Genomic DNA, 25,566 nt, shown 5'->3' on the forward strand with positions numbered 1-25,566 from the left:
ATCGTTAGTGCTCATTTTTTAATTTAAATTACCGAATGACCAACACCGAGATCGGCGCGTATTTGGCCATATAGGCGGCTTGACTACCGAAATGCTGGGCCAAACCCTTCTTCGCCTCAGAACCAACGATCAACAGATCAGGTTCAACGTGAGGAATAATATCTTTGACGATCACTTCACCAGGCTCACCTTCAGAAACGATCGTACGTACAGTTTCAACACCAGCTTCACGCGCCTGGCGCTGATAACTTAACACATGCTGCTCTAATTCAGCACGTTCACCATGCACATAATCCTTACTTAGTGCCTCGTAGACATTCATTTCTTCATTTTCTAAGATCGATACAATGATCAGTTCAGCCTGATCTTGCTTGGCCTGATCAACTGCATATTTAAACGCCAACAAAGCATCCTGCGAATCATCGACGCCGACTAAAATCTTAGTAAATTTCATTTACGCTCACTCCTCGTCTTAGCCAGCATTGTTGGCTAGCTTAGTGACATATTTCTTATTGCTGCGGTACAGGTCAACAATCGTCCATGCTAATAAAGCTAAAACCGCAACGATCAAGATGTAGGCAATATTGTCAGCCAGCAATAATTCACCTTTGGTCGCACCATCACCGAAGAAACCTTCGATCTGGCCGGGCAAGCCGATCAAATTTAAATACGTTAAACCGATCACAGATAGCCAGCCTAGCACTTTGACCCATAAAGAATTTTTAAACCGTTGCCCCATCTCGACCGCACTATTGGTCATCATCAATAAGGGTAGCATGGAAAACGGCAAGGCAAAGGCCAAGAAGACTTGCGAATTATTCATTAGCGTGTTTAACGCCGTATGCTCAGCAAGCGCACTTTTACCGCTGGTCATCATGACACAGATCAAAACAGGGATCACGGAGATCAACCGGGTAACCAAGCGCCGTAACCACAACGGCATCCGCATATGGACAAAGCCCTCCATGATCACTTGCCCCGTCAAGGTTCCCGTGATCGTTGAATTTTGGCCAGAAGCTAACAACGCCACAGCAAACAAAACAGATAAGATTCCCGAACGAGCAACCGTGATCAGTACACCATTACTTAACGTCGACGTATCGGACAAAGCTTGGAATAAGCCGAAGAATGAAGGGTCTTTAACGGCCCCCGTTTTGAAAACAGCAACACCCATGATCAATAGCAACGCATTAACAAAAAAGGCCATCGTTAACTGGATATTCGAATCCCAAGCTGAGAAACGAACTGTCCGCGCCACGTCTTCTTCATCATTGTGATCAATTTTCCGCGTTTGTGAGATTGCGGAATGGAGGTACAAGTTATGCGGCATAACCGTAGCACCAATAATGCCTAAAGCGCCAGTCAACGGCGTCTGCCCACCGATTTTATGAGCACTAGAGAAAGTCGCTGTAGTCGGCAACAACCCTTTAACAACACCAGCCCAATCTGGATCAGATAAGGCAACTTGATAAACAAAGACTAAAAAGATCACTAAAATCAAACAAACAACAATGGCCTCGATCTTACGGAAACCAACTTTAGTCAATAATAGCAGTAACAAAACATCAAATACCGTGATGAAAACAGCGATCACTAATGGTATATGGAATAACAAATATAAGGCAATGGCCGCACCGATAACTTCAGCGATATCCGTCGCCATGATCGCTAATTCTGTCAAGATCCATAAAACGATACCCAAAGCCTTACTCGTCCGCGCCCGAATCGCTTGAGCAAGATCCATCTGACTCACGATGCCAAGTTTAGCCGCCATGTATTGCAGTAACATCGCGATCAAACTTGACATCAAGATAACAGACATCAATAAGTACTGAAAATTTTGCCCACCAGTGATCGACGTCGACCAATTCCCGGGATCCATATAACCAACTGCCACCAACGCCCCCGGCCCAGAATACATAAACAAAGTTCGCAGAAACCCTTTGCCTTTAGGCACCTCGACCGAGCCATTGATCTCCTCTAATGAAGGCCCATTCGCGTATTGAATCAGTTTATGCTTACGCGGTGTTGTTTCGTTTTTTCCCATACTACTACACACCTTTCTGGCCATCGATTCATTCGGCCAACACCATTATACAACACAAATTAGATAATTTGAATACTTTTTTAGGTATGCCAAACAAATTATATTAAAAATCGTATTTATTGATACGGTATACCGATAAAAATAAAACAGTATTAGTAGCTATACTAAAAAAGTCGACAATCAAGAAGTAATTGTCGGCTTGCACAATATTTATACTCAAATTAATTTATACCATAGTGTCAAAATGCTTTACCGTTATTCGGCTTACACTAAAAAAACCGACAATAACAATGTTATTGTCGGTTTTTGAAAATTTTATGCCGTCTGCAGGAGTCGAACCTGTGACCCTCGGTTTACGATACCGATGCTCTACCAACTGAGCTAAGACGGCATTGAACCATGACCGGTACGGGATTTGAACCCATGTTACCGCCGTGAAAGGGCGGTGTCTTAACCACTTGACCAACGGGCCATAACAACATTAATAATTATACAGGATTCTATAGTTTTGTAAAGTCATTTAGGATTAAAAATATCTAATTTAACGTGCACTACATATAAAAAAATGGCCCTAAAAAGACAAACATATCTGTCTTTTTAGGGCCATTTAATTAGTCAAAAACGCCAATTTTCTGTTTGCTCATTAGCCCGTAGATCGCGATTCCAAAGAAAAGTAATCCAAAAGCAGCTAGTACTGCTAAATTGAGTAGAATTGCGGTAAAATCAGCCCGCGCTTGTAATTGGCGAATGGCATCCAATACCCAAAATTGTGGCGTCAGGCGAGCAATTTTAGTCATAAATTCTGGCATTATTTCACTGGGGATCAAGGCGCCAGATAGTAACGATGTGATCGTAAATAAAATATTTTGTATCCCACTGGCAACTAATGTGCTAGGCGAATTTACACCGATCGCAATTGACCAGGCTACACCGACCAACCCAAAACTGGCTAACAAGCCACTAAGCTGAAGTGCTGCTAAACCAATGTCGATGTGAAACACTACTGTCATCAGAACCACTGTAAAGATTACTTCAAATAGCATCGCTAAAAAAGCAAATATCGCGGTACCAGCAAAATAAGCACCCCGCGGTACCGGTGTCGTCAGCATACGCTGATAAATTTTGTTACGGCGCTCATTTTGAATTGAATTAGCGCCAAAATTACCGGACTGATATAGTAACATCATCAGCATAAAGCCTAAAATTTGAATACTCATCGCTTTGCTCGCATCATCCGTCGCAAACCGTTTAAATTCTAGTGGTGTCGTAGTTTTAACATAGTCGAACGCTACTTTTTCATTACTATTGCGCGCAAATTTTGCTACCGCTAAAACTTCATTATACGTATTTTTTGCCGTATCCTTAATGCCATCGATTGCTTCACCTTGTTGAAAACTGCGTAAGGTCAAAGGTGCCAATTCGCCGGCCCGAATTTTTGTGGCAAAATCTTCCGGAATTACAATATTAGCGGTAATCTCCTGATCAGCTAGTGCTTCATCAGCTGCCTTAACACTGGTCATTTTTTTTACAGTCATACGTTTATCGAAATTAGCAACAAATTGCTGACTATACGCCGACTGATCACGATCAACGATTCCCACCGTTAACGTGTTGGCCGCACCACTATTATTGTAAATAAATAAGTACATCACAATACTTAGCACCGGCACGCCAAGCAGAAAAAGCACCTGCAATGGATGATGCCGCCAAATGACGAAGCGCTCACGGATGATCCATAGAATAGCTTTCATTTAGAATTCCTCCCTGCGGTTCAGCACTAGCGACATGCCACAATACAAAATAACCGTGATCAACAAGCACAAGAATACGCCACGCCACTGTAAAGGATTATTAGTCCACAATGCCTCCCGCAGCGGGCCCATGATCCAGCCCAGCGGTGAAAAGTTCATCATTGTTTCACTAACCGGAAAATAACCACCACCTAAAAATGCCGCTACTTGGATGATAATCTGCATAATGCCCATGCCCACCCCTTTACCGATCGTCTCTAAGAAAACCCCCAGTGTCAGGAATAACAACATCAAAGCTGATAAACTTATAAAGGCAAAACCGAACTGCTGCTGCCACGGAACTTTAAACAACACTTGTGTGATCAGCATCTGGACCAACACCACGCAAAAACCTAATAGCGCATGACCAGCAAAAGTGGAATTGATCAATTTTTGCCGGCCAAGCGGACTGATCAATTCGCGCTGCAACGTTTTCCGGCGCCGACCTTTACTAAACATTTCCAGACCATTTTCTGCCATATATAAAATAAACAGCGCAATCATCGCGACCGCATAATATTGATACGAAGTCGCTGGCTTCTTTAGATTCGTTTGATCTACTTTCAACGCATCATTTAACTCTGCTGGTAATGTAAATAATTCCGCCGGTGGCACATTAAAACGTTGCGCGCCAGCCATTAATCGAATCGATTGGAACATTTCCACTAAATAACTTTTCAACAGCGTCAATTGTACATCGGATAGTTGGTTGGTGCGCACAACAATCTTATCACCAATATTAAAATAGGCATCCGCTTTCCCAGCACGCAGCGCTCGCACCGCACTAGCACGATCCGCGCTTTGATTAAACTTGATTTTAGTTGATGAAAGCTCGCGGACAGCCATTTTGAACTGTCCTCCTAACGCTTGATCTTCAACCACATACTGGACCGTAATTGGTTCAACCTTTTCTTCAACTGCTGAACCAGCAAAAACCCCTTGCAAAATCGACCCTAAAACCAGCATCAAGGTCAGTGGGAAAAGTAAAAAATAAATGTATGTGCCTTTATCACGTAATTGCTGTACAAACGTACGAATGATGATGGGTAGATTCATATTTTCACCTACTTATCGCGCAAATTGCGGCCAGTCAGATTTAAAAAGACCGTTTCTAGGTCGATCTGTTGCTGATCGACACTGTTGACGACCACACTCTGCTGGATCAAGGTCAGCAATAATTGATTCAGATCATTACTTTCCACTGTGACTGTGATCAACAGCTGCGTCGCAGTCAAGCTCGCTTTGATCACCCCAGGCTGCTGCTTAATATCAGCCAGTATCACGGCTTGCGGGTTTGCAACGGTGATCAGAATATTTTTTTGTGCCGTCACTAAATTAACTAATTCCGGCTCAGTACCAGTCGCAATGACTTTACCCTGATCAATGATCACGATTGTATCGGCTAATCGTTCCACTTCTTCCATATAGTGACTGGTGTAGATCAAAGTTTTACCGTCCCGACGCATTTGCTCAATTGTTTCCATAATATAATTACGTGACTGTGGATCAATGCCTACCGTTGGTTCATCCATGATCACAAACTCCGGTTGGTGCACAATTCCCATTGCAATATTCAAGCGGCGCTGCATACCGCCAGAAAAGGTTGCCGGCTTATCCTTTTTACGTTCCCACAAACCAACTAACTTAAGCGCATCTTCAGTAGCACTTTTCAAAGCTTTACCGCGCAAGCCATATAAGCCACCGAAATAGCGAACATTTTCTTCCGCACTTAAATCATAATACAATGCCAATTCTTGCGGGACCATACCAATCCTTTTTCGCAATTCCTGGTTGCCTTCCGCTACTTGACCGAACAACCTGACTTCACCGGCGGTTTTCCGTAACAAACCCACAATCATATTGATAACCGTAGACTTACCAGCCCCATTTGGTCCCAATAATCCTAAAATTGTCCCTGGTTGTACTACAAAGGAAACATCATCTACCACTACACGCGATCCGAATTTTTTGGTCAGGTGTTCGATCTCAACAATTGGCGCCATCCGACTTCCTCCAAACATGCTTTTATTTAAGCATACGGTAAAAAGCCAACAGACACCAGTTTAAGCCGTTATTTAATGAGTATTGTAGAAAAAAAGGCAGCAGGCAGCTACTAGTACAGAATAATGAATTAAAAGGACGTAGGTCTATTTTATTTATGCGCCTTGAATTGTCAAATTAAGTGCAATTTTTGATTATGATAGATCTCATATGGTGTTTTCCAATTTAAACATTTCCGTGGCCTTTTATTCAGCCGATCAACGAATTCTAAAATGACGGTATCCGAAATTGGATCCATATCTTGATTTTTAGGCAGGTACTCGCGGATTAAGCCATTTGTATTTTCATTTGACCCACGTTGCCATGGGGCATGAGGATTTGGAAAGTAAAACTCAATACCAAATTCTTCAGTTAGTTGATGATGTTTAGCGAATTCCTTGCCACGGTCGGGCGTAATCGTACCCAAGTGTTCTGGTGGCAGATCTTTTAGTAGTCTTCGAATAGTAGTGGTCACACTGGCTGAGTTTTTCTTAGCTGCTTTATGCATTATTAAGTATCTTGAACAACGGTCAACCATTGTGACCACACAAGATCTGCCAGTTTTGCCAGCTACAGTATCGAGCTCCCAGTGGCCAATCTGAGTCCGCTTATTGGCAGACTCAGGTCGTTCTTGGAGTGTATGCGATATAGGAATCTTCCCGCGACGTTCCTCATAACCTTTTTTATGGCGCGATTTACCATGATGTCTAAGCTTTCTGATCACCCCTCTGGCACCTCGTGATGAAAGCTTCTGATCAAATAAACCGGAGTAGATGCCACGATAAATCGTGGTATAGCTGATCTGAAATGATGAGGTCTCTAATTTTAAGCGTGCGGCAATTTCTTCTGGTGACCATTGTAGATCCAAGAATAAATGCCGGATTAATTGAAGCAATTGGTGATCAGAAAGTAGCGACCGGCGTCCACAATGAGATTTTTGAGCTTCGTAGCGCTCTTGAGCAATAGAAGGTGAATATGCCGATCTATTTCGCGATAACTCACGGCTAACTGTCGACGTTGCTCGACCAATTGTTTGGGCAATTGAAGTCAGTGAAGCCTGATTATTATGCATCAGGAATATCGTTTCGCGTTCACTCATGGTAAGATGTTTGTATGGGCTCATGATTATGTGCTCCCTTCGATGGTTGTCTTCGCAAACACCATTTTACAGGGATTCATATCATGAGTCTCTTTTGTTGCACTTAAAGTATAAATTCAAGGCACAAAAAAACAGCCAAGCCATTACTGACTTGACTGCCTTTTTAAAAGTGCGTGGCAACGTCCTACCCTCGCAGGGGGTGCTCCCCCAACTACTCTCGGCGCTAAGAAGCTTAACTTCTGTGTTCGACATGGGAACAGGTGTATCCTTCTTGCTATCGCCACCACACCACTTTCTGAGAACGTTGCGCTCTCAAAACTGGATATTCATTTCTTTGCCCTTAAACTAACACTACGTACATGCTACTTGGTTAAGTCCTCGACCGATTAGTATTGGTCCGCTCCATGCCTCACGGCACGTCCACTTCCAACCTATCTACCTGATCATCTCTCAGGGGTCTTACTTCCATAAAGGAATGGGAAATCTCATCTTGTGGGGGGCTTCACACTTAGATGCTTTCAGCGTTTATCCCGGCCATACTTAGCTACCCAGCGATGCGCCTGGCGGCACAACTGGTACACCAGCGGTATGTCCATTCCGGTCCTCTCGTACTAGGAACAGCTCCACTCAAATTTCCTACGCCCGCGACGGATAGGGACCGAACTGTCTCACGACGTTCTGAACCCAGCTCGCGTACCACTTTAATGGGCGAACAGCCCAACCCTTGGGACCAACTACAGCCCCAGGATGTGATGAGCCGACATCGAGGTGCCAAACCTCCCCGTCGATGTGGACTCTTGGGGGAGATAAGCCTGTTATCCCCAGGGTAGCTTTTATCCGTTGAGCGATGGCCCTTCCATACGGAACCACCGGATCACTAAGCCCGACTTTCGTCCCTGCTCGACCTGTAAGTCTCGCAGTCAAGCTCCCTTATGCCTTTACACGCTATGAATGATTTCCAACCATTCTGAGGGAACCTTTGGGCGCCTCCGTTACTTTTTAGGAGGCGACCGCCCCAGTCAAACTGCCCACCTGACACTGTCTCCCGCCACGCTAAGTGGCGCGGGTTAGAGGGTTCATACAGCAAGGGTAGTATCCCACCAATGCCTCCACCGAAACTAGCGTTCCGGCTTCAACGGCTCCTACCTATCCTGTACAAGCGGTACAAACACTCAATATCAAGCTACAGTAAAGCTCCATGGGGTCTTTCCGTCCTGTCGCGGGTAACCCGCATCTTCACGGGTATTATAATTTCACCGAGTCTCTCGTCGAGACAGTGCCCAGATCGTTACGCCTTTCGTGCGGGTCGGAACTTACCCGACAAGGAATTTCGCTACCTTAGGACCGTTATAGTTACGGCCGCCGTTTACTGGGGCTTCATTTCTGGGCTTCGTACCGAAGTACTAACTCATCCACTTAACCTTCCAGCACCGGGCAGGCGTCAGCCCCTATACGTCATCTTACGATTTAGCAGAGACCTGTGTTTTTGATAAACAGTCGCCTGGGCCTATTCACTGCGGCTGATCGTTAGATCAGCACCCCTTCTTCCGAAGTTACGGGGTCATTTTGCCGAGTTCCTTAACGAGAGTTCTCTCGCACACCTGAGGATACTCTCCTCGACTACCTGTGTCGGTTTGCGGTACGGGTAGTTTATTTCTCACTAGAAGCTTTTCTCGGCAGTGTGACATCAAGGACTTCGCTACTTAAATTCGCTCCCCATCACAACTTGTCCGTACAGGTGCAAGCATTTGACTCACACCAAGACTGATTGCTTGGCCGCACATTTCCAATCGTGCGGATCCTTTAGCCTCCTGCGTCCCTCCATCGTTCAAACAAAATAAACTAGTACAGGAATCTCAACCTGTTGGCCATCGCTTACGCCTTGCGGCCTCAGCTTAGGTCCCGACTAACCCTGGGAGGACGAGCCTTCCCCAGGAAACCTTAGTCATACGGTGGACAGGATTCTCACCTGTCTTTCGCTACTCATACCGGCATTCTCACTTCTAAGCGCTCCAGTTGTCCTCACGATCAACCTTCAACGCCCTTAGAACGCTCTCCTACCATGACCACATAAGTGGTCATCCACAGTTTCGGTATTATGTTTAGCCCCGGTACATTTTCGGCGCAGGGTCACTCGACTAGTGAGCTATTACGCACTCTTTAAATGATGGCTGCTTCTGAGCCAACATCCTAGTTGTCTATGCAACCCCACATCCTTTTCCACTTAACATAAATTTGGGGACCTTAACTGGTGGTCTGGGCTGTTTCCCTTTCGACAATGGATCTTATCACTCACTGTCTGACTCCCGGATAATTCATCAATGGCATTCGGAGTTTATCTGAATTCAGTAACCCAAGACGGGCCCCTAGTCCAAACAGTGCTCTACCTCCATGATGGTCAATTCCGAGGCTAGCCCTAAAGCTATTTCGAAGAGAACCAGCTATCTCCAAGTTCGTTTGGAATTTCACCGCTACCCACACCTCATCCCAGCATTTTTCAACATACACGGGTTCGGTCCTCCAGTGTGTTTTACCACACCTTCAACCTGGACATGGGTAGGTCACTTGGTTTCGGGTCTACGTCTACATACTAAACGCCCTATTCAGACTCGCTTTCGCTATGGCTCCGCCTTATCAGCTTAACCTCGCATGCAAACGTAACTCGCCGGTTCATTCTACAAAAGGCACGCTATCACCCATTAACGGGCTCTAACTAATTGTAGGCACACGGTTTCAGGAACTGTTTCACTCCCCTTCCGGGGTTCTTTTCACCTTTCCCTCACGGTACTGGTCCACTATCGGTCACTAGGTAGTATTTAGCCTTGGGAGATGGTCCTCCCAGATTCCGACGGAATTTCACGTGTTCCGCCGTACTCAGGATCCTGAACGAAGAGCCGTTGATTTGACCTACGGGACTTTCACCCTGTTTTGTTCAGCATTCCAACTGACTCAGTTATCAACGACTTTGGTAACTCCAAAGTTCAGTCCTACAACCCCACAATGCAAGCATCATGGTTTGGGCTGTTCCCCGTTCGCTCGCCGCTACTTAGGGAATCGAATTTTCTTTCTGTTCCTGCAGGTACTGAGATGTTTCAGTTCCCCACGTTTACCTCTCATAAGCTATGTATTCACTTATGAGTAACCAACGACTAAGTTGGCTGGGTTCCCCCATTCGGAAATCTCCGGATCAAAGCTTACGTACAGCTCCCCGAAGCATATCGGTGTTAGTACCGTCCTTCATCGGCTCCTAGTGCCAAGGCATCCACCGTGCGCCCTTCTTAACTTAACCTATTTGATACCTAACGGTATCACGGTTAGAGTTTAGCGATTAAGAAATACTTTCTTAAAAAACTCTTTAAAACGCAGTGTTAATTCTCGGTTTATATATTACAAAGAAATTGAATATCCAGTTTTCAAAGTACAACGTTTGAGAGTAAGCCTCTCAAAACTAAACAAAGTTTCAAAACAAATCGTGTAGGTTTCCGTAATTATTCCTTAGAAAGGAGGTGATCCAGCCGCAGGTTCTCCTACGGCTACCTTGTTACGACTTCACCCCAATCATCTGTCCCACCTTAGGCGGCTAGTTCCCTAAAAGGGTTACCCCACCGACTTCGGGTGTTACAAACTCTCATGGTGTGACGGGCGGTGTGTACAAGGCCCGGGAACGTATTCACCGCGGCGTGCTGATCCGCGATTACTAGCGATTCCGGCTTCATGTAGGCGAGTTGCAGCCTACAATCCGAACTGAGATCGGCTTTAAGAGATTAGCTTACCCTCGCGGGTTCGCAACTCGTTGTACCGACCATTGTAGCACGTGTGTAGCCCAGGTCATAAGGGGCATGCTGATTTGACGTCATCCCCACCTTCCTCCGGTTTGTCACCGGCAGTCTTACTAGAGTGCCCAACTAAATGCTGGCAACTAGTCATAAGGGTTGCGCTCGTTGCGGGACTTAACCCAACATCTCACGACACGAGCTGACGACAACCATGCACCACCTGTCACTTTGTCCCCGAAGGGAAAGCTGTATCTCTACAGTGGTCAAAGGATGTCAAGACCTGGTAAGGTTCTTCGCGTTGCTTCGAATTAAACCACATGCTCCACCGCTTGTGCGGGCCCCCGTCAATTCCTTTGAGTTTCAACCTTGCGGTCGTACTCCCCAGGCGGAATGCTTAATGCGTTAGCTGCAGCACTGAAGGGCGGAAACCCTCCAACACTTAGCATTCATCGTTTACGGTATGGACTACCAGGGTATCTAATCCTGTTCGCTCCCCATACTTTCGAGCCTCAGCGTCAGTTACAGACCAGACAGCCGCCTTCGCCACTGGTGTTCTTCCATATATCTACGCATTTCACCGCTACACATGGAGTTCCACTGTCCTCTTCTGCACTCAAGTTTTCCAGTTTCTAATGCACTTCTTCGGTTAAGCCGAAGGCTTTCACATCAGACTTAAAAAACCGCCTGCGCTCGCTTTACGCCCAATAAATCCGGACAACGCTTGCCACCTACGTATTACCGCGGCTGCTGGCACGTAGTTAGCCGTGGCTTTCTGGTTGGATACCGTCAAAGGACTAACAGTTACTCTAGTCCCTGTTCTTCTCCAACAACAGAGTTTTACGATCCTAAAACCTTCTTCACTCACGCGGCGTTGCTCCATCAGACTTTCGTCCATTGTGGAAGATTCCCTACTGCTGCCTCCCGTAGGAGTTTGGGCCGTGTCTCAGTCCCAATGTGGCCGATTACCCTCTCAGGTCGGCTACGTATCATTGTCTTGGTAAGCCGTTACCTTACCAACTAACTAATACGCCGCGGGTCCGTCCAAAAGTGACAGCCAAAGGCCGTCTTTTACATTCAGACCATGTGGTCTGAATGGTTATGCGGTATTAGCATCTGTTTCCAAATGTTATCCCCCACTTAAGGGTAGGTTACCCACGTGTTACTCACCCGTCCGCCACTCACGTCAATCAACGTCCACTGCAAGCAGCTTCGGTCGACGTCAGTGCGTTCGACTTGCATGTATTAGGCACGCCGCCAGCGTTCGTCCTGAGCCAGGATCAAACTCTCATATAAAATGAAAATTGATTGCTCAATTGATTTTGTTGCTAGCGAGTTATAATTCAAATTGAATTGACTTCGCAAATGTTTGCTTTATCTCGAACCGGTCCGAAGGCCGGTAAAAAATAAAGACCCTACACATTTGATTTGTCGAAACTTTGTTCAGTTTTCAAAGGTCTACCTTGTCGCTCAACACGACTTAATTAGTTTAACATGTCTCATATAATCTGTCAAGAACTTTTTTGAATAAGTTTTGAATATTTATTCAAGTTTTTGAATCAGTAACGTGTGACACGCAACTTTTATACTATACCAAGTTTAAATGTTTCTGTCAACAACTTTTTTTAAATGATTTAAAATCATTTAAATGGATTGCTTTGAACACTTAAATTTGACAACTTAAATAATATACTACGGTTTTAAATCAGCGTCAAGCATTAATTCATAAAAATTTACAATTCGCATGAACATTCACTCTGTAGTTGCTTGGCGCAAGGTACGATCCAATGCACTACCATAAGTTTCGCCAAATAAGTTAAGGTGTGCCATTAAGTAATAAGTCTGATACCACGCCACCCGTTGCTCATAGTTTGGACGTAGTGGATACACTTCATTATAGGCTTGGTAGAAAGCAGCCGAAAAACCACCAAATAATTGAGTCATTGCTAAATCCATTTCCCGATCGCCGTAAAATACATCTGGATCTAGTAGCACTGGAGTACCGTCTTGTAAAAAGTTCACATTACCAGCCCATAAATCGCCATGCAATAAACTAGGCGTCACCGGCACCGTAGCAAAATATGCGCGTATCCGCTGACACAGTTGTTGGAGCTTTTGTTGGCGGGAATCATTCCAATAATGATTCCGACGCGCTAAATCGGCTAATACCATTAAACGCTGCTCAATATAAAAGTCTGCCCAACTATTTTGCCAGTGATTGTACTTAGGTAACTTCCCGGCTATAAAATCATGCGCTAGGCCAAATTGCGCTGCATGCTGTTGGTGTACTCGCGCAACTGCACGACCTAAATCGGCGTCATCCCCTTGGCCTAAATCTAACCACTCTAATAGTAAATAAGCATCACCGGCAATTTCTCCGCTAGCAATAATCTGCGGCACACGGACTGCTGGCGCTAAAAGTTTGAGGCCTTCCTGCTCATGTTCAAAGAAAGCTGATTGCTGCTGGGCCTGCACCTTTAAAAAATAATGCTGCTGTACTGTATCGATCCGATAGGCTTGGTTGATATCGCCGCCACTGACTGCTGCTACCCGTTTGATTTCAGATAGTGGCAACTGCGCTAACCATGACTTTGTTAACATTTTACTTCCTCGATTCTCCAATAAAACTGCTAAGTTACACGCATATCCTGTACTGGCTTCTTCTATAATAAAGCAAAAGCCACCCGTAAATTGGGTGGCTTCAAATACTATTTAGAACCAAGTACACTGGCATTCAATGAAATCTGGCTAGTCTCAATGACCTTTTCGTAATCACTTTGTTGTAATAAGAAGAGATTACGCACACCGGCCTTGCCAGTCAGGATATTATTCGCCAAAGTCGATTGCTTTTCTAAATCAGCGATCACTGGTAATAAATCAACTTGTTCTGGCTTATTTTCAACTAAGTAATCATAGAAATCGCTGGCCGTGTTGATCAGCAATTGACTGTGATTATTCGTGAAGACCATATTCTTCAACCACCAAATGATCAATTCATTTTCAGTTGAAAAGACTTCTAATAAGACGCCTGCTTCATTTAGCAGTTGAATCGTCTCTTTATCGTTCTCGTTATATTCCTTAACCAATACTAAGCTACCATTAGTCCGATAAAAGTTCTCACTGACAACCCGGTTAGCGTTATTTTGGTCAAGATATTGTGTGGCTGAAAGCTGGCCTTCTAGGTCAAAGACGTCCCGTTTGATGACTTTACCTTGACTATAGTAAAGCACATACCACAAGGTGTCGTCATCCCGCCGCTTCAACTGCATCACCGGTTGGTTATTTTGATCGCGCACTAATTCAGAATGTGTGGCTTCATCCTTGGTGTACTGCCAGTCATCATTTTGTGGAATAATGTTATCCGCTGCCGCTTGTGGTTGATCACTGTCTTGCAATGACTGATACAAATTCAATAATTGGGCATTTGGAGCCAGCAAGCCTTGTTGCTGATAATCGTGCCAAGTTGTCTGTAAGTAGTCGTTATAATCGACAGTAATATAGGTTGGCGCCACCTGTGCCTGCTTAAAGGTTGCTGCCGTCGCCTGCAAGGCTGCTTTTTGTTCAGCGCTAGGTGTCCGTTCCAAATTACGTTCAAAGACAAAATAACGGGCTTCCTGATCCAGTACAACCTCATTTACACTTTCAGTCACTTGGAAATAATGCTCCAACTTTTTCTTCGTATTTTCCAATTGTGTTGTGTACTGCTGATGCCGATTCTGAGCGTTATCCAAGGCACTTTGAGTCGAAGTTAAACGCCGTTCTGCTGCTTGCCGCGCTTTTTCTCGATCCGCTTGCTTAGCATCGATCTCTTTTTGTAGCTTATCTAACTGTTCATCCAAAACATTTTGCTTGGACTTAATGTTGTCGACTTCTTTAGGTAATTCAGCCTGCCGCGTCTGCGCATTGTTCAGCTTAACTTCAACAACTTCGATCTGACGCTTGATGTCGTCTTTTTTCGCGTTCAAAACTTGAACGTGACTCTTTTGTTGTTCAGCCAAAGAGATCATCGTTGCCAAGTCAGTCTCTTGCTTGATCTTCTCGACCATGTCAGCTTCTTCTTGCTCGTAGCCCGCTAATTCTTCCTTAGCACCGTCAGCTTGCTTTTCATATTCGGCAATTGACTTGGCCACGTCTGCCTGCTGCTGCTCTACATTGGTCAACTGTTCCTGTGCCCGCTGTTTTTGCCGCTTAGTGTTGGCAAACTGGACCGTTGTCTCGTCCTCAACATCACCTTGCAAATCAGCAACTGACTGCTGATCCTTCTGCTCGTCTTCCTTGAGCGCTTCGATCTGAGGCACAATCTTATTGATCTGGTTCAGCAACATTTTCCGCTCGGTAAAGAGTTGGTCGCGTAACTCATCTTTAACAGCTTTGAGTTGACTTTCCAAATCAGCTAACTGATTTTCAGTGGCTGAACGTGTGTTGACGATATCCGTAAGCGTGACATCGCTGGCCGTGCTTGCTGTATCTGTTGATTTACTCGTTGTCTCCATCTCCATCTCATGATTATTATTCAAGTCACCTTGAAAAACCCACTTTTGCGAGCGTTCGCCGTTCACATCAATCGCTTACAAAAATAAGCTGTTTAGCCTAATTCTAATGCATTCGGCCGGTGGCATCAACTCAAGACACCAAATTTTGCTAAATTGTTAAATAAATGACCCGAAAATGAGACAAAAGCGGAGGCCTGCCGCAATTATCTCTACTTTTTGACTTAAAAATTGGCCTAACCCGCAAAATCTAGTCATTTGCCGCTAAACAGCATTATATTATTAAAACTAATAAAATTAGTGTATTGGTAAATCAAGCAAACAGCTAGCTTGCGGTTACTAGGCAACTAACTGTTTGATCAATTGCGCCGCTTGCCACTTCGTGTATTGTTGTGCTTGCAATTGATTAGTCCGTCCAACTAATCTGACCATTAAGTGTCAATATTAGCCAATTTTTGCGCGCACCTGCAACGCTATTTTGAATTGTATACTTATACTTTACTCCATATATATTCACGCAAAGTGTTGCCAGTAACACTGTTGTATATAACTGAATGAAAAAAGCAGCGCTAGACTACGCCGCTTACAAAAACTATTCAAAATCACGATCTTGCCCAAAAATGCGCATCTTCATTTTGATGCCAGTTGGGGTTGCGGCCAAACCACCGCGGCCCGTTTCCCGCAGTGATTGTGGCATCTCTTCGCCAATCTTCTTCATCGCACCTACGACTTCGTCAGCCGGAATTTTATTAGTCAAACCTGCCAATGCCATATCTGCGGCTACCAACGCATTGGTCGCGCCGATCGCATTACGCTTGACGCAGGGCAATTCGACTAAGCCAGCGATTGGGTCGCAGACTAAGCCTAACAAATTACTCAACGCCATCGCTAGAGCTTCCGCTGATTGTTCCGGTGTGCCGCCAGCAATTTCTACTGCCGCCGCTGCCGCCATTCCTGACGCACTGCCAACTTCTGCTTGACAACCACCCGTCGCACCAGCAATCATCGCATTATTGGCAATAATCATACCAAAGGCCCCAGCTGTAAATAAGAAACGAACCATTTGCTCATGAGACATATTTAGACGTTCCTGCAGCATAAACAGTACACCCGGCAAAGTCCCCGAGGAGCCGGCAGTTGGTGTGGCGCAGACAACACCCATTGCTGCATTGACTTCGTTGGTGGCGATCGCATTTTGCACCGCAGCTAACATAACATCCCCAGATAAGCTTTGATGAGTTGCCCGATAATTTTTCAATTTGATTGCTTCGCCGCCCGTTAAACCAGTTTTGGAAAAAGCGCCGGCACCGGTACTGCCGCGTTTAACCGCCGCAGCCATCGCGGCTAAGTTATGTTCCATCGCCGCCCAGACTTCGGCGCGGCTATTACCGCTATTGCGCACTTCTTGGTCGATCATCAATTCTGAAAGTGGTACGCCAGCCGTTGTTGCGGCCGCCACCAGTTCAGCAATCGTTGTATAAAGCTGCATTTTACCTTCCCCTTTTTCCTATAGATAAACTAAATCAGCAGCACTTTGCTGCAAACTGGCGACTTCATGCTGTTGCAGATTGCGTTCTAAATCAAACTCGATCAGCTGTTTAGCTGCGTGTGTGTAGCGCTGCTGATGTAGGATTTTCGTCATTTTAGCTAATTTAGTCTGAATGAGCTGATCATTATCAGCCGCACCCCAAACTAGTAAGATCGGCAGCGGTCCCCGTGGTGTCAGCTCAAAACCATCTACGGTAATGCGCCGGATCTCAATCGTTCCGCCACCGATCGAACAGCCAGCAACTGTGATCGTTTTTTTAGCATTGCGCAAGGTCAAGATAGCTGTGTTAGGGTGACCGATTGGGCTTTCCCCAGTCATTTCAATGAATTTAACTGTTAGTCCTTGCTGGTGCGCTAACGCTAAAGCATTTGGCACCCGCGCGTCAGCTGGCGCTAAGCCTAAAATGCCTGCCACCAACGCATAATCAGTCCCGTGGCCGCGATGTGTTTCCGCAAAGGATTCATAGTAGCTCACCGTTAAACCAGTCGCTGGTGCCCGAAAAATTTTCCGTGCCGCATGGCCGATCGCCACTGCACCAGCTGTATGCGAGCTGGAAGGGCCGATCATCACCGGCCCAATAATATCAAAAACACTTTTATAATTTGCGGTCATAAGCAGCCACCTTCCAGTCAATAATCTCTTTAGAGTCATCATACCGAGTATCGATTAAGCGCGCATGAATTTTACTCGTAAAATTCTAAGAATTACAAAAAAATAACCAACGCATTGAGTGGCGTTGGCTAGTTTCATTGAGTTTAGTTATGGTGTGCAATACCTAACTTGATTGAAACGTGTTTAAAAAGCAGGTCACTGCACCTAACTACGTTTAGCTAATGAGCCACTCTGTGTCTCTTATAGCTAAACTAGGTTAGGCTCCGTGACCTAAGCGCTTTTTTAAACACTCTGCAGTTTTTCTATATCAATAACGCGGTCGATCCAGCCGTCGTAGAAGCCGGGTTCGTGGGTCACTAGTAAAACACTGCCTTCAAAATCGCGAACCGCGTTGGCCAGTGCTTTTTTAGTGCCGTCGTCCAAATGGTTGGTTGGTTCGTCCAGTACTAATAAATTAGCTGGGAACAACATTAATAGGCAAAGTTTGACCTTAGTCTGCTCGCCACCACTTAGCATTTTGATCGGTTTTTCCACGTTATCTTTTTCGATCCCGGCACGTGACAATGCTTGGCGCACTTTGCGTTGGGTCATGCTTGGTGCTGCCGCCTGCACGATTTGTAACGGTGTTTGCTTCGGATCATCCCAGATCAATTCTTGACGGAAATAACCCACTTTGGTCGTCGCTGAAAAAGCAAAATCGCCGCCTAAAGCTGGAATAATGCCCAACAACGTCTTGATCAGCGTTGATTTACCAATACCGTTAAACCCAGTCAGTGCCACCTTTTCCGGTTGCGTGATTGAGAAATTAAATGGTGCCAATAACGGTTTTTCGTAACCAACCTTTAGATCACTAACTTCCAGCAACATCCGCACGGCACTCGGTTGGTACGGAAAGGCAAAATGCGACTCCAATAAATTGCCTGGTGGCGTCAAAATATCCATGTGCGCCAACTGCTTTTCCCGACTTTTAGCCATAGTTGAGCGGCTGCCGGCTTTATATTTACGGATATACGCCTTAGTTTTCTCAATTTTCTTCTGCTGCGTCGCATAAGCCTTCAAATAAGCTTCCTTATTATCTTTTTTCTGACGCAGGGCTTGTTGCAGATTGCCACGGTATTTAGTGATCTTACCGAATTCGATATCACAAATACAGTTGGAGATCTGACCGAGAAAATCGTAATCATGGGAGATCACAATGTAAGCACTAGGAAAATCGATCAAATAGTCGATCAACCAAGTAATATGGTTAGTATCCAAATAGTTAGTCGGTTCATCCAGCAACAACACATCGGGCTGTTCTAATAGAAGCTTGGCCAAAATTACTCGCGAACGCTGCCCACCAGAAAGCTCGTTGGCATTGGTATCCAGGCCAAAAGCATCGATACCTAAACCAGTCGCTACCTGATTGATCGTCGTTTCAATTTCATAGAAGTTACGCGATTCAAGAATTTCTTGGTTTTTACCGGCTTTTTCCAGTAATGCATCGTCAGGGTTATTAGCATAATCCGCATAGATCTGGGCGTTTTCCGCATCCAATTCATACAGATCACTGAAAGCTGTTTTTAAAAATTCAAAAATCGATTGCTGCGCTGTTAAGCTCACATATTGGTCCAAATAACCAATTTTAGTGTGCTTCTTCCAGGTGATCTTGCCGTTGTCCGGTAAGATCTGCCCCGTAATAATTTTGATCAGTGTACTCTTACCGACCCCATTTTGGCCGATAATACCCATGTGATCTTCCTGATTCAGGGCGAAACCCGTGTCGTCATACAACGTTTTATCCAAAAACTGCTGACGGAGGTCTTCCACTGTCAGTACACTCATGGCGATCAACACTTCCTTAATTTAGAGAGTGCTTTAAAAGAATGGTCAGCTTTTGAGCATTAGCCTAGCTTGACAATAAGAGACACGCAAGTGGCTCGTTCGGTAAGCGTAACTAAGCCAGAAAGTTGTCTTTTTAAACACGTTTACGCTAGCTCGGCTGTCATACGCACAGCCGAAAGCTATTTCACAATTAAATAACCTTACCATAGATAAAAAGTACGGTCAAACTAAGGGTTTCTTGAAAATGGAGCTTACAAAAAATCCCCTGCACAGTTGCAGAGGATTCGCTGTTTACATGGTCTAGCCAATTTAGTTTGCTTGCTGATGGTCCTTCTTATCTGTTGTGTGCCGCGGCTGTGTCGGTATTCCTAACAAGCTGATCAGCAGCATGCTACCACCAAATATCAACAAAGTTTCTAAAAGCATACGGTCACCCTCTCTGTCACCATTCTTGCACCAAAACTCGGCCGCAAGAAATCGGAACTTTAAAATATGGAACAGAAAAGGAGTTTACACAATCCACAATAATAAGGCAAGCAAGTTGTTGTTTATTTTTCTGCGACGGTTAAATTAATTTTTTGCTGGTAAGCTTCAATTGCCTTTAGTTCATGAAAATTACGGTTCAAGCGGGCAAAGGCGCGAGCGTCGTTGAGATAATCGCAGATCTCCGGCAATTCTTTTCCTTGCGCACGTTGGTTACGAGCCAACCGAAAAGCAACCCGAGCTAAATAATAAGTAACGTGGTTTTCAGCACAGATTTCATAAGCGTAGTTCAGTAGTGCATCGCTAGTCTCATACTCTTTAACGTCCGAATAAAACTTGCCGCAATTGTAAACGATATTCAGTACACGCCAAACATCCGTTGTTGTGCGAATTTGGTAGTCATAAATCTCTTTGAGTACGCGATTAAAGTAAAAATCAGCCTTTTCATTTTCTTGCTTACCGGCGTAAATCATTCCGGAACCTGTCAGTGCCAATAAATTGTAGATCACCGCGTAATCTTTAGCGTCGGCAGCCAAGATCTGGCTAAACGCGAATAACGCATCCGTGGTCTCGCCTTCCAGTAAGGTGATCAAATAACCTTGCAAATACAGGTAACGCAACCGTTGATCATCGTTATCAATATTGGCAAAATCGATCTCCTGCAATAATTGCTGGGCCTTGGTGTAATCCATGGTGATCAGTTTAAATTCCGCGTCGGCCATTTTCTGATTAAGCGCACTACTAGCTTGTTCCACCTTTGGAAAAAGATCGGCTAAACTGAGGTTAAGTCGATTACACAGTTTGATCAAAATTTTGATTGCCGGAACTTGGCCATTTTTTTCAAAGCGACTTAGGGTGGCTTGAGTACAGACACCGTCGCACAATTCTTTTTGCGATAAACCCATTTTTTTACGGGTTTCAACAAAATACGCAATGTTCATTTTTTATCACGATCCTAATTTTTATAATTATCATAGTATATGCTATTTAGTGAGCATAATTCCACCGTCTGCGCCAAAAATAAACATTTTTGTTAACTAATGGCGGGTGCAGCCTTTTATATAATATAGTATAATTACGTTATATTAAATATACAAATATTATAACACAGTTAAATGTAAGCGTATTATTTTGGAGGCAAATTTAATGCAAATTGTTCATATTCATCATCCCTATATTCCTGAAAAACTCACGACCACCCCGTGTGTACTGACGCTAGGTTTTTTTGATGGCGTTCATCGTGGTCATCAAGCTGTGATCAAACGGGGTTACACTGCGGCCAAGCAACAACATTTACCGTTAGCAGTGATGACATTCAACCAACATCCCCGCCTGGTTTTTCGTAAATTAGCATATCCAGAAACAACTTATCTATCGACCCTTAGCCAAAAAGAACAGCTATTAGAACAATTAGGAGTCGCCATTCTGTACGTGATCGACTTTACCAGCGCATTTGCCAGCTTAACGCCAGCAACCTTTGTGGAACAATACATTGTCGGTCTGAACGCACAAACCGTGGTCGCTGGTTTTGACTACACTTTTGGCAATCAACCGGCGCACGTTATCGACTTAGCGACTTACGCACACAATCGGTTTCAGACATTGATTGTTTCACGGGAAACAGATGCCGCCTTAAAAATCAGTTCCAGTCGGATTCGCACTTTATTCGAACACGGTGATCTACAGCAAGCTAATCAGTTGCTTGGCTACGTTTATACCACAACGGCCACCGTTTTGCCGGGCAGCCATGTGGCCAGTGAGCTACAAGTCGACCCCGCCAGTCGACTACCCATTGCTGGCCAATATAACGCTCGACTTAAATTTGCCGGGCAGTGGTATCGGGCGACGATCACTGTTCCCAGGATACACACCGATCAGCGCATCCAGCTAACCAGTAGTGAGGTACCGCAACCTATTTTTGGCGAAACGGTTATTTTAGCTTGGTTGAACAATCTTGATCAAGCTGAGCAACTACCAGTGAGTAGTCTGGGAGCTTACCCGACGCGCTAACCTAGGCTTATATTTTTCAGAAATACAAAGAAGTCCTGCCGTCAAACTAATGACGGCAGGACTTCTATTTGCTTAGTTTAATCGTTGATCGAGGCACCAGACGTTTCATCAACTGATGGTTGTGCCGCCGGTTTTTCTTCAACCTTTGGTTCATCATCGATCGAGGCGCCAGAAGTTTCATCGACTTTGTCTTCTGGTTTTGCGTTAACGGATGCACTGGAGGCACCATCAACAGTTGGTTTGTCCCGTAAGGAAGCCCCCGACATGGCGTCCGGATCATCGACTAATTTTTGGCCCGTTTTTGCTAAGTACCATTTGATCGTTGGCATTAAATCAAGCACAAATTCATTGACCCCAGCATAATCGCCGTTTTCATCGTGCATGGCTTTATAGTAATGCATTAAAAAGACATCGGGGCCAGTAAATGGTACGCGCATTTTCACAATATCCGTTTTTCCAGTCCGCAACAAGTTGATCACTTCTTTAACATGTTCAACGGCCCGATCAGGATGGACGGCCGACAATGGATCACCAGCTTGCTTTGGATAGCGCGGTGCTAACATTTCATCATGCGGTGCCATATTGTTGTAATACAAGAACTGATTATTTTCATCAGCGTAGGTCAATTCCATTGGCATCGAATTCAAGAAATAGTTTAACTGATTGACCGTCAAAACACCACGATCCAATTTAACGTAATCATCGCCTTCGGCCGCATGCGTTTTAGCCGCCGCTTGTTCAACCCAATCGTCAGCGTTCATATCAACGCCTTCGATGGTCGCCCTACCTTTACCTGAGGCCGTTAGATCTTCAGCTGCCGCACCCGTTTGGTTATTTTTTTCCGTTTCACTCATTTTTAAATACTCCCTTCTAAATTTACAATTCGTGTGTCATTGAGGAATAAACTTCCCCCGTTTTAGTGATCACGATGCCTTCGATCTCTGGTAATTCAGCTAATTTAGCCATGATCTTTTGCCGTGGTTGGCCGAATAAGCGCGTCGTCCACAGCTCACCAGTCAATGATCTATCTGAAATGATCGTCAAACTAGCTAAATCAGTGGCCAACGGATAGCCGGTTTGCGGATCAAGGATATGGTGGTAGGTGTGCTGGCCAACGGTCAAGCTCCGCTCATAAATACCGGAAGTGACGACCGATTTATTTTGCACACGGACCACTGTCTTGTAGTAGCCCCGGGGCCGCTGCGGATCTTGGATACCGATCCGCCACTGGTGATCAGTATGCTGTAACATTGGCCCTAATGTGACCACATTGCCACCTAAATTGACCAGCGCTGAGGTGACGCCTTGCTGCTTCAAATAGGTGATCAGCAAATCAGCGATATAACCCTTAGCCAGCGCACCGAGATCGAGCGCCATCCCTTTTTCTTGTAAAAACACCGTATGGGCAGCATCATCTAGCAAAATTTTATGTGGATCAATTTTAGCTAACGCCTGTTTGATCTCCACCGGGCTAGGTAGTTTGGCGTCGGTAAAGCCGATCCGCCAAGTTTGCACCAAAGGCCCGATCGCAATATTCAGCTTGCTGTCAGTGGCTACACTATAGTGATAGCCGATTTTGATCAAGTCATATAACTCTGGCGCTACCGCCACTGGCTTGATTCCCGCTTGATGGGTCACTGCCATCAATTCTGAGGTATCCGCATTAGCGCTAAAACGATGTTCATATAATTTGAGGCGGCGCACCATTTCGTCTAACAACGGCTCCGGGGTGGCGGCGGTAATTTGTAATCTGATGATCGTGCCCATCAAATGAATTTCTCGTGATGCTTGTTCCATAATTGTGGCTCCCTTGCTTGACATCCACCCGAAAACAAAAGGGTTTGGAACCTGATTTGTCCAAACCCTTTTACCTTAAATACAGTTAGCTTAGAGCTTGCCTGCTTCAGCGTCTTTTAGATAAGCACTAAATGGTTTCAAGTCTTCTGCTTGGTATTTCGTGACAAATTCTTTGATCTTGTCCGCATCTTGCCAAGCTGGATCGATGAACATATGTTGCGTTGTCATTGGCATCTCGTGGGTCAATTTAACGTCGATCAACACTGGGCCATCCGCTGCAACAGCCGCCTTAAAGACTTTGTCGATATCATCAAATGTCCGGATCGTATATCCTTTAACGTTCATCCCTTCAGCGACTTTAGCCCAATCATTATCTGGTAAATCAACCCCAGATAATGGTTGATGTGTATCATCGCGCTGTTCAGCTTCAATGAAACCTAACGTTTCGTTACTGAACACAATGTTGATCGTCTTCAAATTGTACTTAGCCGCCGTCAATAATTCTTGTGACATCATGGCAAAGCCACCATCACCACTTAAACTGAAGACTTGGCGATCAGGGAAAGCCACCTTAGCCCCAACCGCAGCTGGTAAGCCATAACCCATGGTAGCGTACTGGCCTGAAGTCGTCCATTTTTGGGTGGTCTTTAAGTCGAGCAACCGCATGACGTTAATATTGACGTTCCCAACATCGATACCAAAGACCGCATCATCGTCAGCGTATTTATTGATCGCCGCAAAAACAGGTTCTGGCCGTAATGGTTCTGATTTATCATTTTCAAAGCTAGCTTGCCAAGCCCGTTCGTCCTTATGGTTAGCTAAAGCTGCCCGGTAGAACGGTGTTGGTTCCAATTCATCGCCTTTGGCTACTAAAGCGGCTAAAGCCGTTTTAGCATCGGCCAAAATTGGCAAGTCGATATTGTGCCGTTTACCCAATTTTTCATTGTCGGTATCAATTTGAATGACTTTTGCCCGTGGGTTGAATAGGAAGATACTAAATGGTGAATCGTTACCGACCCACAAAATCAAGTCAGTATTGAACCCTAATTCAGTACCGGATTTACCAGCAGGCCGCCCAGTTGAACCCATATAAGCTGGGTAGGTATCTTCAACGATCCCTTTAGCGATCACGGTTGAAACTAATGGTAATTTGAATTTCTCGGAAACCGCTTTTAATTCAGCACCGGCTTTTTTCGCCCCAACACCGAAGTAAACGATCGGCTTTTTAGCTGCCTTGATCAATTCAACGGCTTTATCGATCGCCACTGGATCTGGTTGTGGGTAAAGTGGGGCCAAATGATTCTTCGCTGTGGAGATGAAGTTGTCTTTGATCTCTGTCCAACCTAAATTTTTAGGGATGATCACAACGGAAACCCCATTATACTTGTACGCTTGGCGAATCGCTGTATCAATCAACCGTGGTAAGCCTTCAGCGGTAGTTGCAGTGCGATTGAAAACCGCTACATCATCAAAAATTGGGCCTTCATCGATTGCTTGGAAGAAGTCAATGTTCATCCGTGCCTGTGGGACTTGAGCAACCAACGCCAAAACTGGTGTATGGTCATGTTTAGCATCGTATAACCCGTTTAATAAATGCACGGCACCAGGACCAGCGGAACCCATTGTAACCGCCAATTTACCCGTTAATTTTGATTCAGCAGCGGCAGCCAAGGCCCCTGCTTCTTCATGCCGTACTTGAACAAATTTCATGGTATCCTTGCGATCATAAAGCGCATTCATTACATCGTCAAATGAACCACCTGGATAACCGAAAATATGGTCAACGCCCCAATCTTCGATTACTTTCAATGCTGCGTCTGCTGCTTTGATCGTCTTTACTGCTTCAGCCATCAATATTTCCTCCTAAAACAAATAAGTTATTTTTTAATTTATAAATTAAGTATAATAGTTTTTTTTGAATTGTAAACGTTTTATTACTAAAAAATTCAATTAACTTATTTATATCCCGATTTTAAGGGAAGCGGAACCAATTAAACTTGATCACGATCAAGTTAGCGTGATTTTATATAATCAGTTACTTTACATTTTATC

Annotated in this window: 15 protein-coding genes, 2 tRNA genes, 3 rRNA genes and 1 pseudogene; 1 reads left to right on the forward strand and 20 read right to left on the reverse strand. The window is 44.8% G+C overall.

Going from position 1 to position 25,566, the window contains the following annotated elements; translation table 11 throughout:
• Nucleotides 1–28: 28 nt before the first annotated feature.
• The 17 genes from LC20001_RS13130 to LC20001_RS13210 form a co-directional block, all read right to left on the reverse strand.
• A complete protein-coding gene (locus tag LC20001_RS13130) occupies nucleotides 29–454 on the reverse strand; it encodes a universal stress protein (RefSeq protein ID WP_004562648.1) in 426 nt (141 codons plus the stop codon).
• 18 nt (nucleotides 455–472) lie between these two features.
• On the reverse strand, nucleotides 473–2,047 hold the full coding sequence (locus LC20001_RS13135; protein WP_010009276.1) for an Nramp family divalent metal transporter: 1,575 nt from the start codon (nucleotides 2,045–2,047) through the stop codon (nucleotides 473–475).
• A gap of 318 nt (nucleotides 2,048–2,365) precedes the next feature.
• Nucleotides 2,366–2,438 (reverse strand) — tRNA-Thr (locus LC20001_RS13140).
• A 9-nt stretch (nucleotides 2,439–2,447) separates the two neighbouring features.
• A tRNA-Glu gene (locus LC20001_RS13145) sits at nucleotides 2,448–2,519 on the reverse strand.
• A 139-nt stretch (nucleotides 2,520–2,658) separates the two neighbouring features.
• Nucleotides 2,659–3,798: an ABC transporter permease gene (locus LC20001_RS13150; protein ID WP_010009277.1), complete on the reverse strand. Its 1,140-nt coding sequence runs from the start codon at nucleotides 3,796–3,798 to the stop codon at nucleotides 2,659–2,661.
• The gene (locus LC20001_RS13155; protein WP_010009278.1) at nucleotides 3,799–4,893 is read right to left on the reverse strand and encodes an ABC transporter permease; all 1,095 of its coding nucleotides are present in this window, start codon (nucleotides 4,891–4,893) and stop codon (nucleotides 3,799–3,801) included.
• 8 nt (nucleotides 4,894–4,901) lie between these two features.
• Nucleotides 4,902–5,840 (reverse strand): ABC transporter ATP-binding protein, encoded by a 939-nt coding sequence (locus LC20001_RS13160; RefSeq protein ID WP_010009279.1) that lies wholly within the window; start codon nucleotides 5,838–5,840, stop codon nucleotides 4,902–4,904.
• A 170-nt stretch (nucleotides 5,841–6,010) separates the two neighbouring features.
• Nucleotides 6,011–7,000, reverse strand: coding sequence for an IS30 family transposase (locus LC20001_RS13165; RefSeq protein WP_069700561.1), 990 nt, complete (start codon nucleotides 6,998–7,000; stop codon nucleotides 6,011–6,013).
• Between the two features lie 147 nt (nucleotides 7,001–7,147).
• Nucleotides 7,148–7,264 (reverse strand): 5S ribosomal RNA (gene rrf / locus LC20001_RS13170).
• A gap of 78 nt (nucleotides 7,265–7,342) precedes the next feature.
• A 23S ribosomal RNA gene (locus LC20001_RS13175) occupies nucleotides 7,343–10,265 on the reverse strand.
• A gap of 210 nt (nucleotides 10,266–10,475) precedes the next feature.
• Nucleotides 10,476–12,045 (reverse strand): 16S ribosomal RNA (locus LC20001_RS13180).
• Together the 16S, 23S and 5S rRNA genes form the textbook arrangement of a ribosomal RNA operon.
• A 456-nt stretch (nucleotides 12,046–12,501) precedes the next feature.
• Nucleotides 12,502–13,350 carry a fructosamine kinase family protein gene (locus tag LC20001_RS13185; protein ID WP_010011790.1) on the reverse strand — a complete coding sequence of 283 codons (849 nt, stop codon included), beginning with the start codon at nucleotides 13,348–13,350 and terminating at the stop codon, nucleotides 12,502–12,504.
• A gap of 107 nt (nucleotides 13,351–13,457) precedes the next feature.
• Nucleotides 13,458–15,242: a coiled-coil domain-containing protein gene (locus LC20001_RS13190; protein WP_235804453.1), complete on the reverse strand. Its 1,785-nt coding sequence runs from the start codon at nucleotides 15,240–15,242 to the stop codon at nucleotides 13,458–13,460.
• A gap of 589 nt (nucleotides 15,243–15,831) precedes the next feature.
• The gene (gene sdaAA / locus LC20001_RS13195; protein WP_010011793.1) at nucleotides 15,832–16,728 is read right to left on the reverse strand and encodes an L-serine ammonia-lyase, iron-sulfur-dependent, subunit alpha; all 897 of its coding nucleotides are present in this window, start codon (nucleotides 16,726–16,728) and stop codon (nucleotides 15,832–15,834) included.
• A gap of 18 nt (nucleotides 16,729–16,746) precedes the next feature.
• The gene (locus tag LC20001_RS13200) at nucleotides 16,747–17,400 is read right to left on the reverse strand and encodes a serine dehydratase beta chain (protein ID WP_010011795.1); all 654 of its coding nucleotides are present in this window, start codon (nucleotides 17,398–17,400) and stop codon (nucleotides 16,747–16,749) included.
• A 282-nt stretch (nucleotides 17,401–17,682) separates the two neighbouring features.
• Complete coding sequence (locus LC20001_RS13205; RefSeq protein WP_003679813.1) at nucleotides 17,683–19,224, reverse strand: ABC-F family ATP-binding cassette domain-containing protein; 1,542 nt, start codon at nucleotides 19,222–19,224, stop codon at nucleotides 17,683–17,685.
• 548 nt (nucleotides 19,225–19,772) lie between these two features.
• A complete protein-coding gene (locus LC20001_RS13210) occupies nucleotides 19,773–20,648 on the reverse strand; it encodes a helix-turn-helix domain-containing protein (RefSeq protein WP_010011797.1) in 876 nt (291 codons plus the stop codon).
• A 205-nt stretch (nucleotides 20,649–20,853) separates the two neighbouring features.
• On the opposite strand from LC20001_RS13210, the gene LC20001_RS13215 reads away from it, so the two are divergent.
• Complete coding sequence (locus LC20001_RS13215) at nucleotides 20,854–21,717, forward strand: FAD synthetase family protein (RefSeq protein ID WP_003679815.1); 864 nt, start codon at nucleotides 20,854–20,856, stop codon at nucleotides 21,715–21,717.
• Between the two features lie 77 nt (nucleotides 21,718–21,794).
• Here LC20001_RS13215 and LC20001_RS13220 read toward each other — a convergent pair.
• The 3 genes and pseudogenes from LC20001_RS13220 to spxB all read right to left on the reverse strand — a co-directional run.
• Nucleotides 21,795–22,529, reverse strand: a pseudogene (locus LC20001_RS13220) (PAS domain-containing protein); the annotation flags it as partial.
• 64 nt (nucleotides 22,530–22,593) lie between these two features.
• Nucleotides 22,594–23,514, reverse strand: a complete 921-nt coding sequence (locus tag LC20001_RS13225; RefSeq protein ID WP_010011799.1) for an FAD:protein FMN transferase — start codon at nucleotides 23,512–23,514, stop codon at nucleotides 22,594–22,596.
• A gap of 90 nt (nucleotides 23,515–23,604) precedes the next feature.
• On the reverse strand, nucleotides 23,605–25,365 hold the full coding sequence (gene spxB / locus LC20001_RS13230) for a pyruvate oxidase (protein ID WP_003679818.1): 1,761 nt from the start codon (nucleotides 25,363–25,365) through the stop codon (nucleotides 23,605–23,607).
• Nucleotides 25,366–25,566: the final 201 nt, after the last annotated feature.

Source organism: Loigolactobacillus coryniformis subsp. coryniformis KCTC 3167 = DSM 20001 (genome assembly GCF_002706425.1).
Lineage (GTDB): Bacteria > Bacillota > Bacilli > Lactobacillales > Lactobacillaceae > Loigolactobacillus > Loigolactobacillus coryniformis.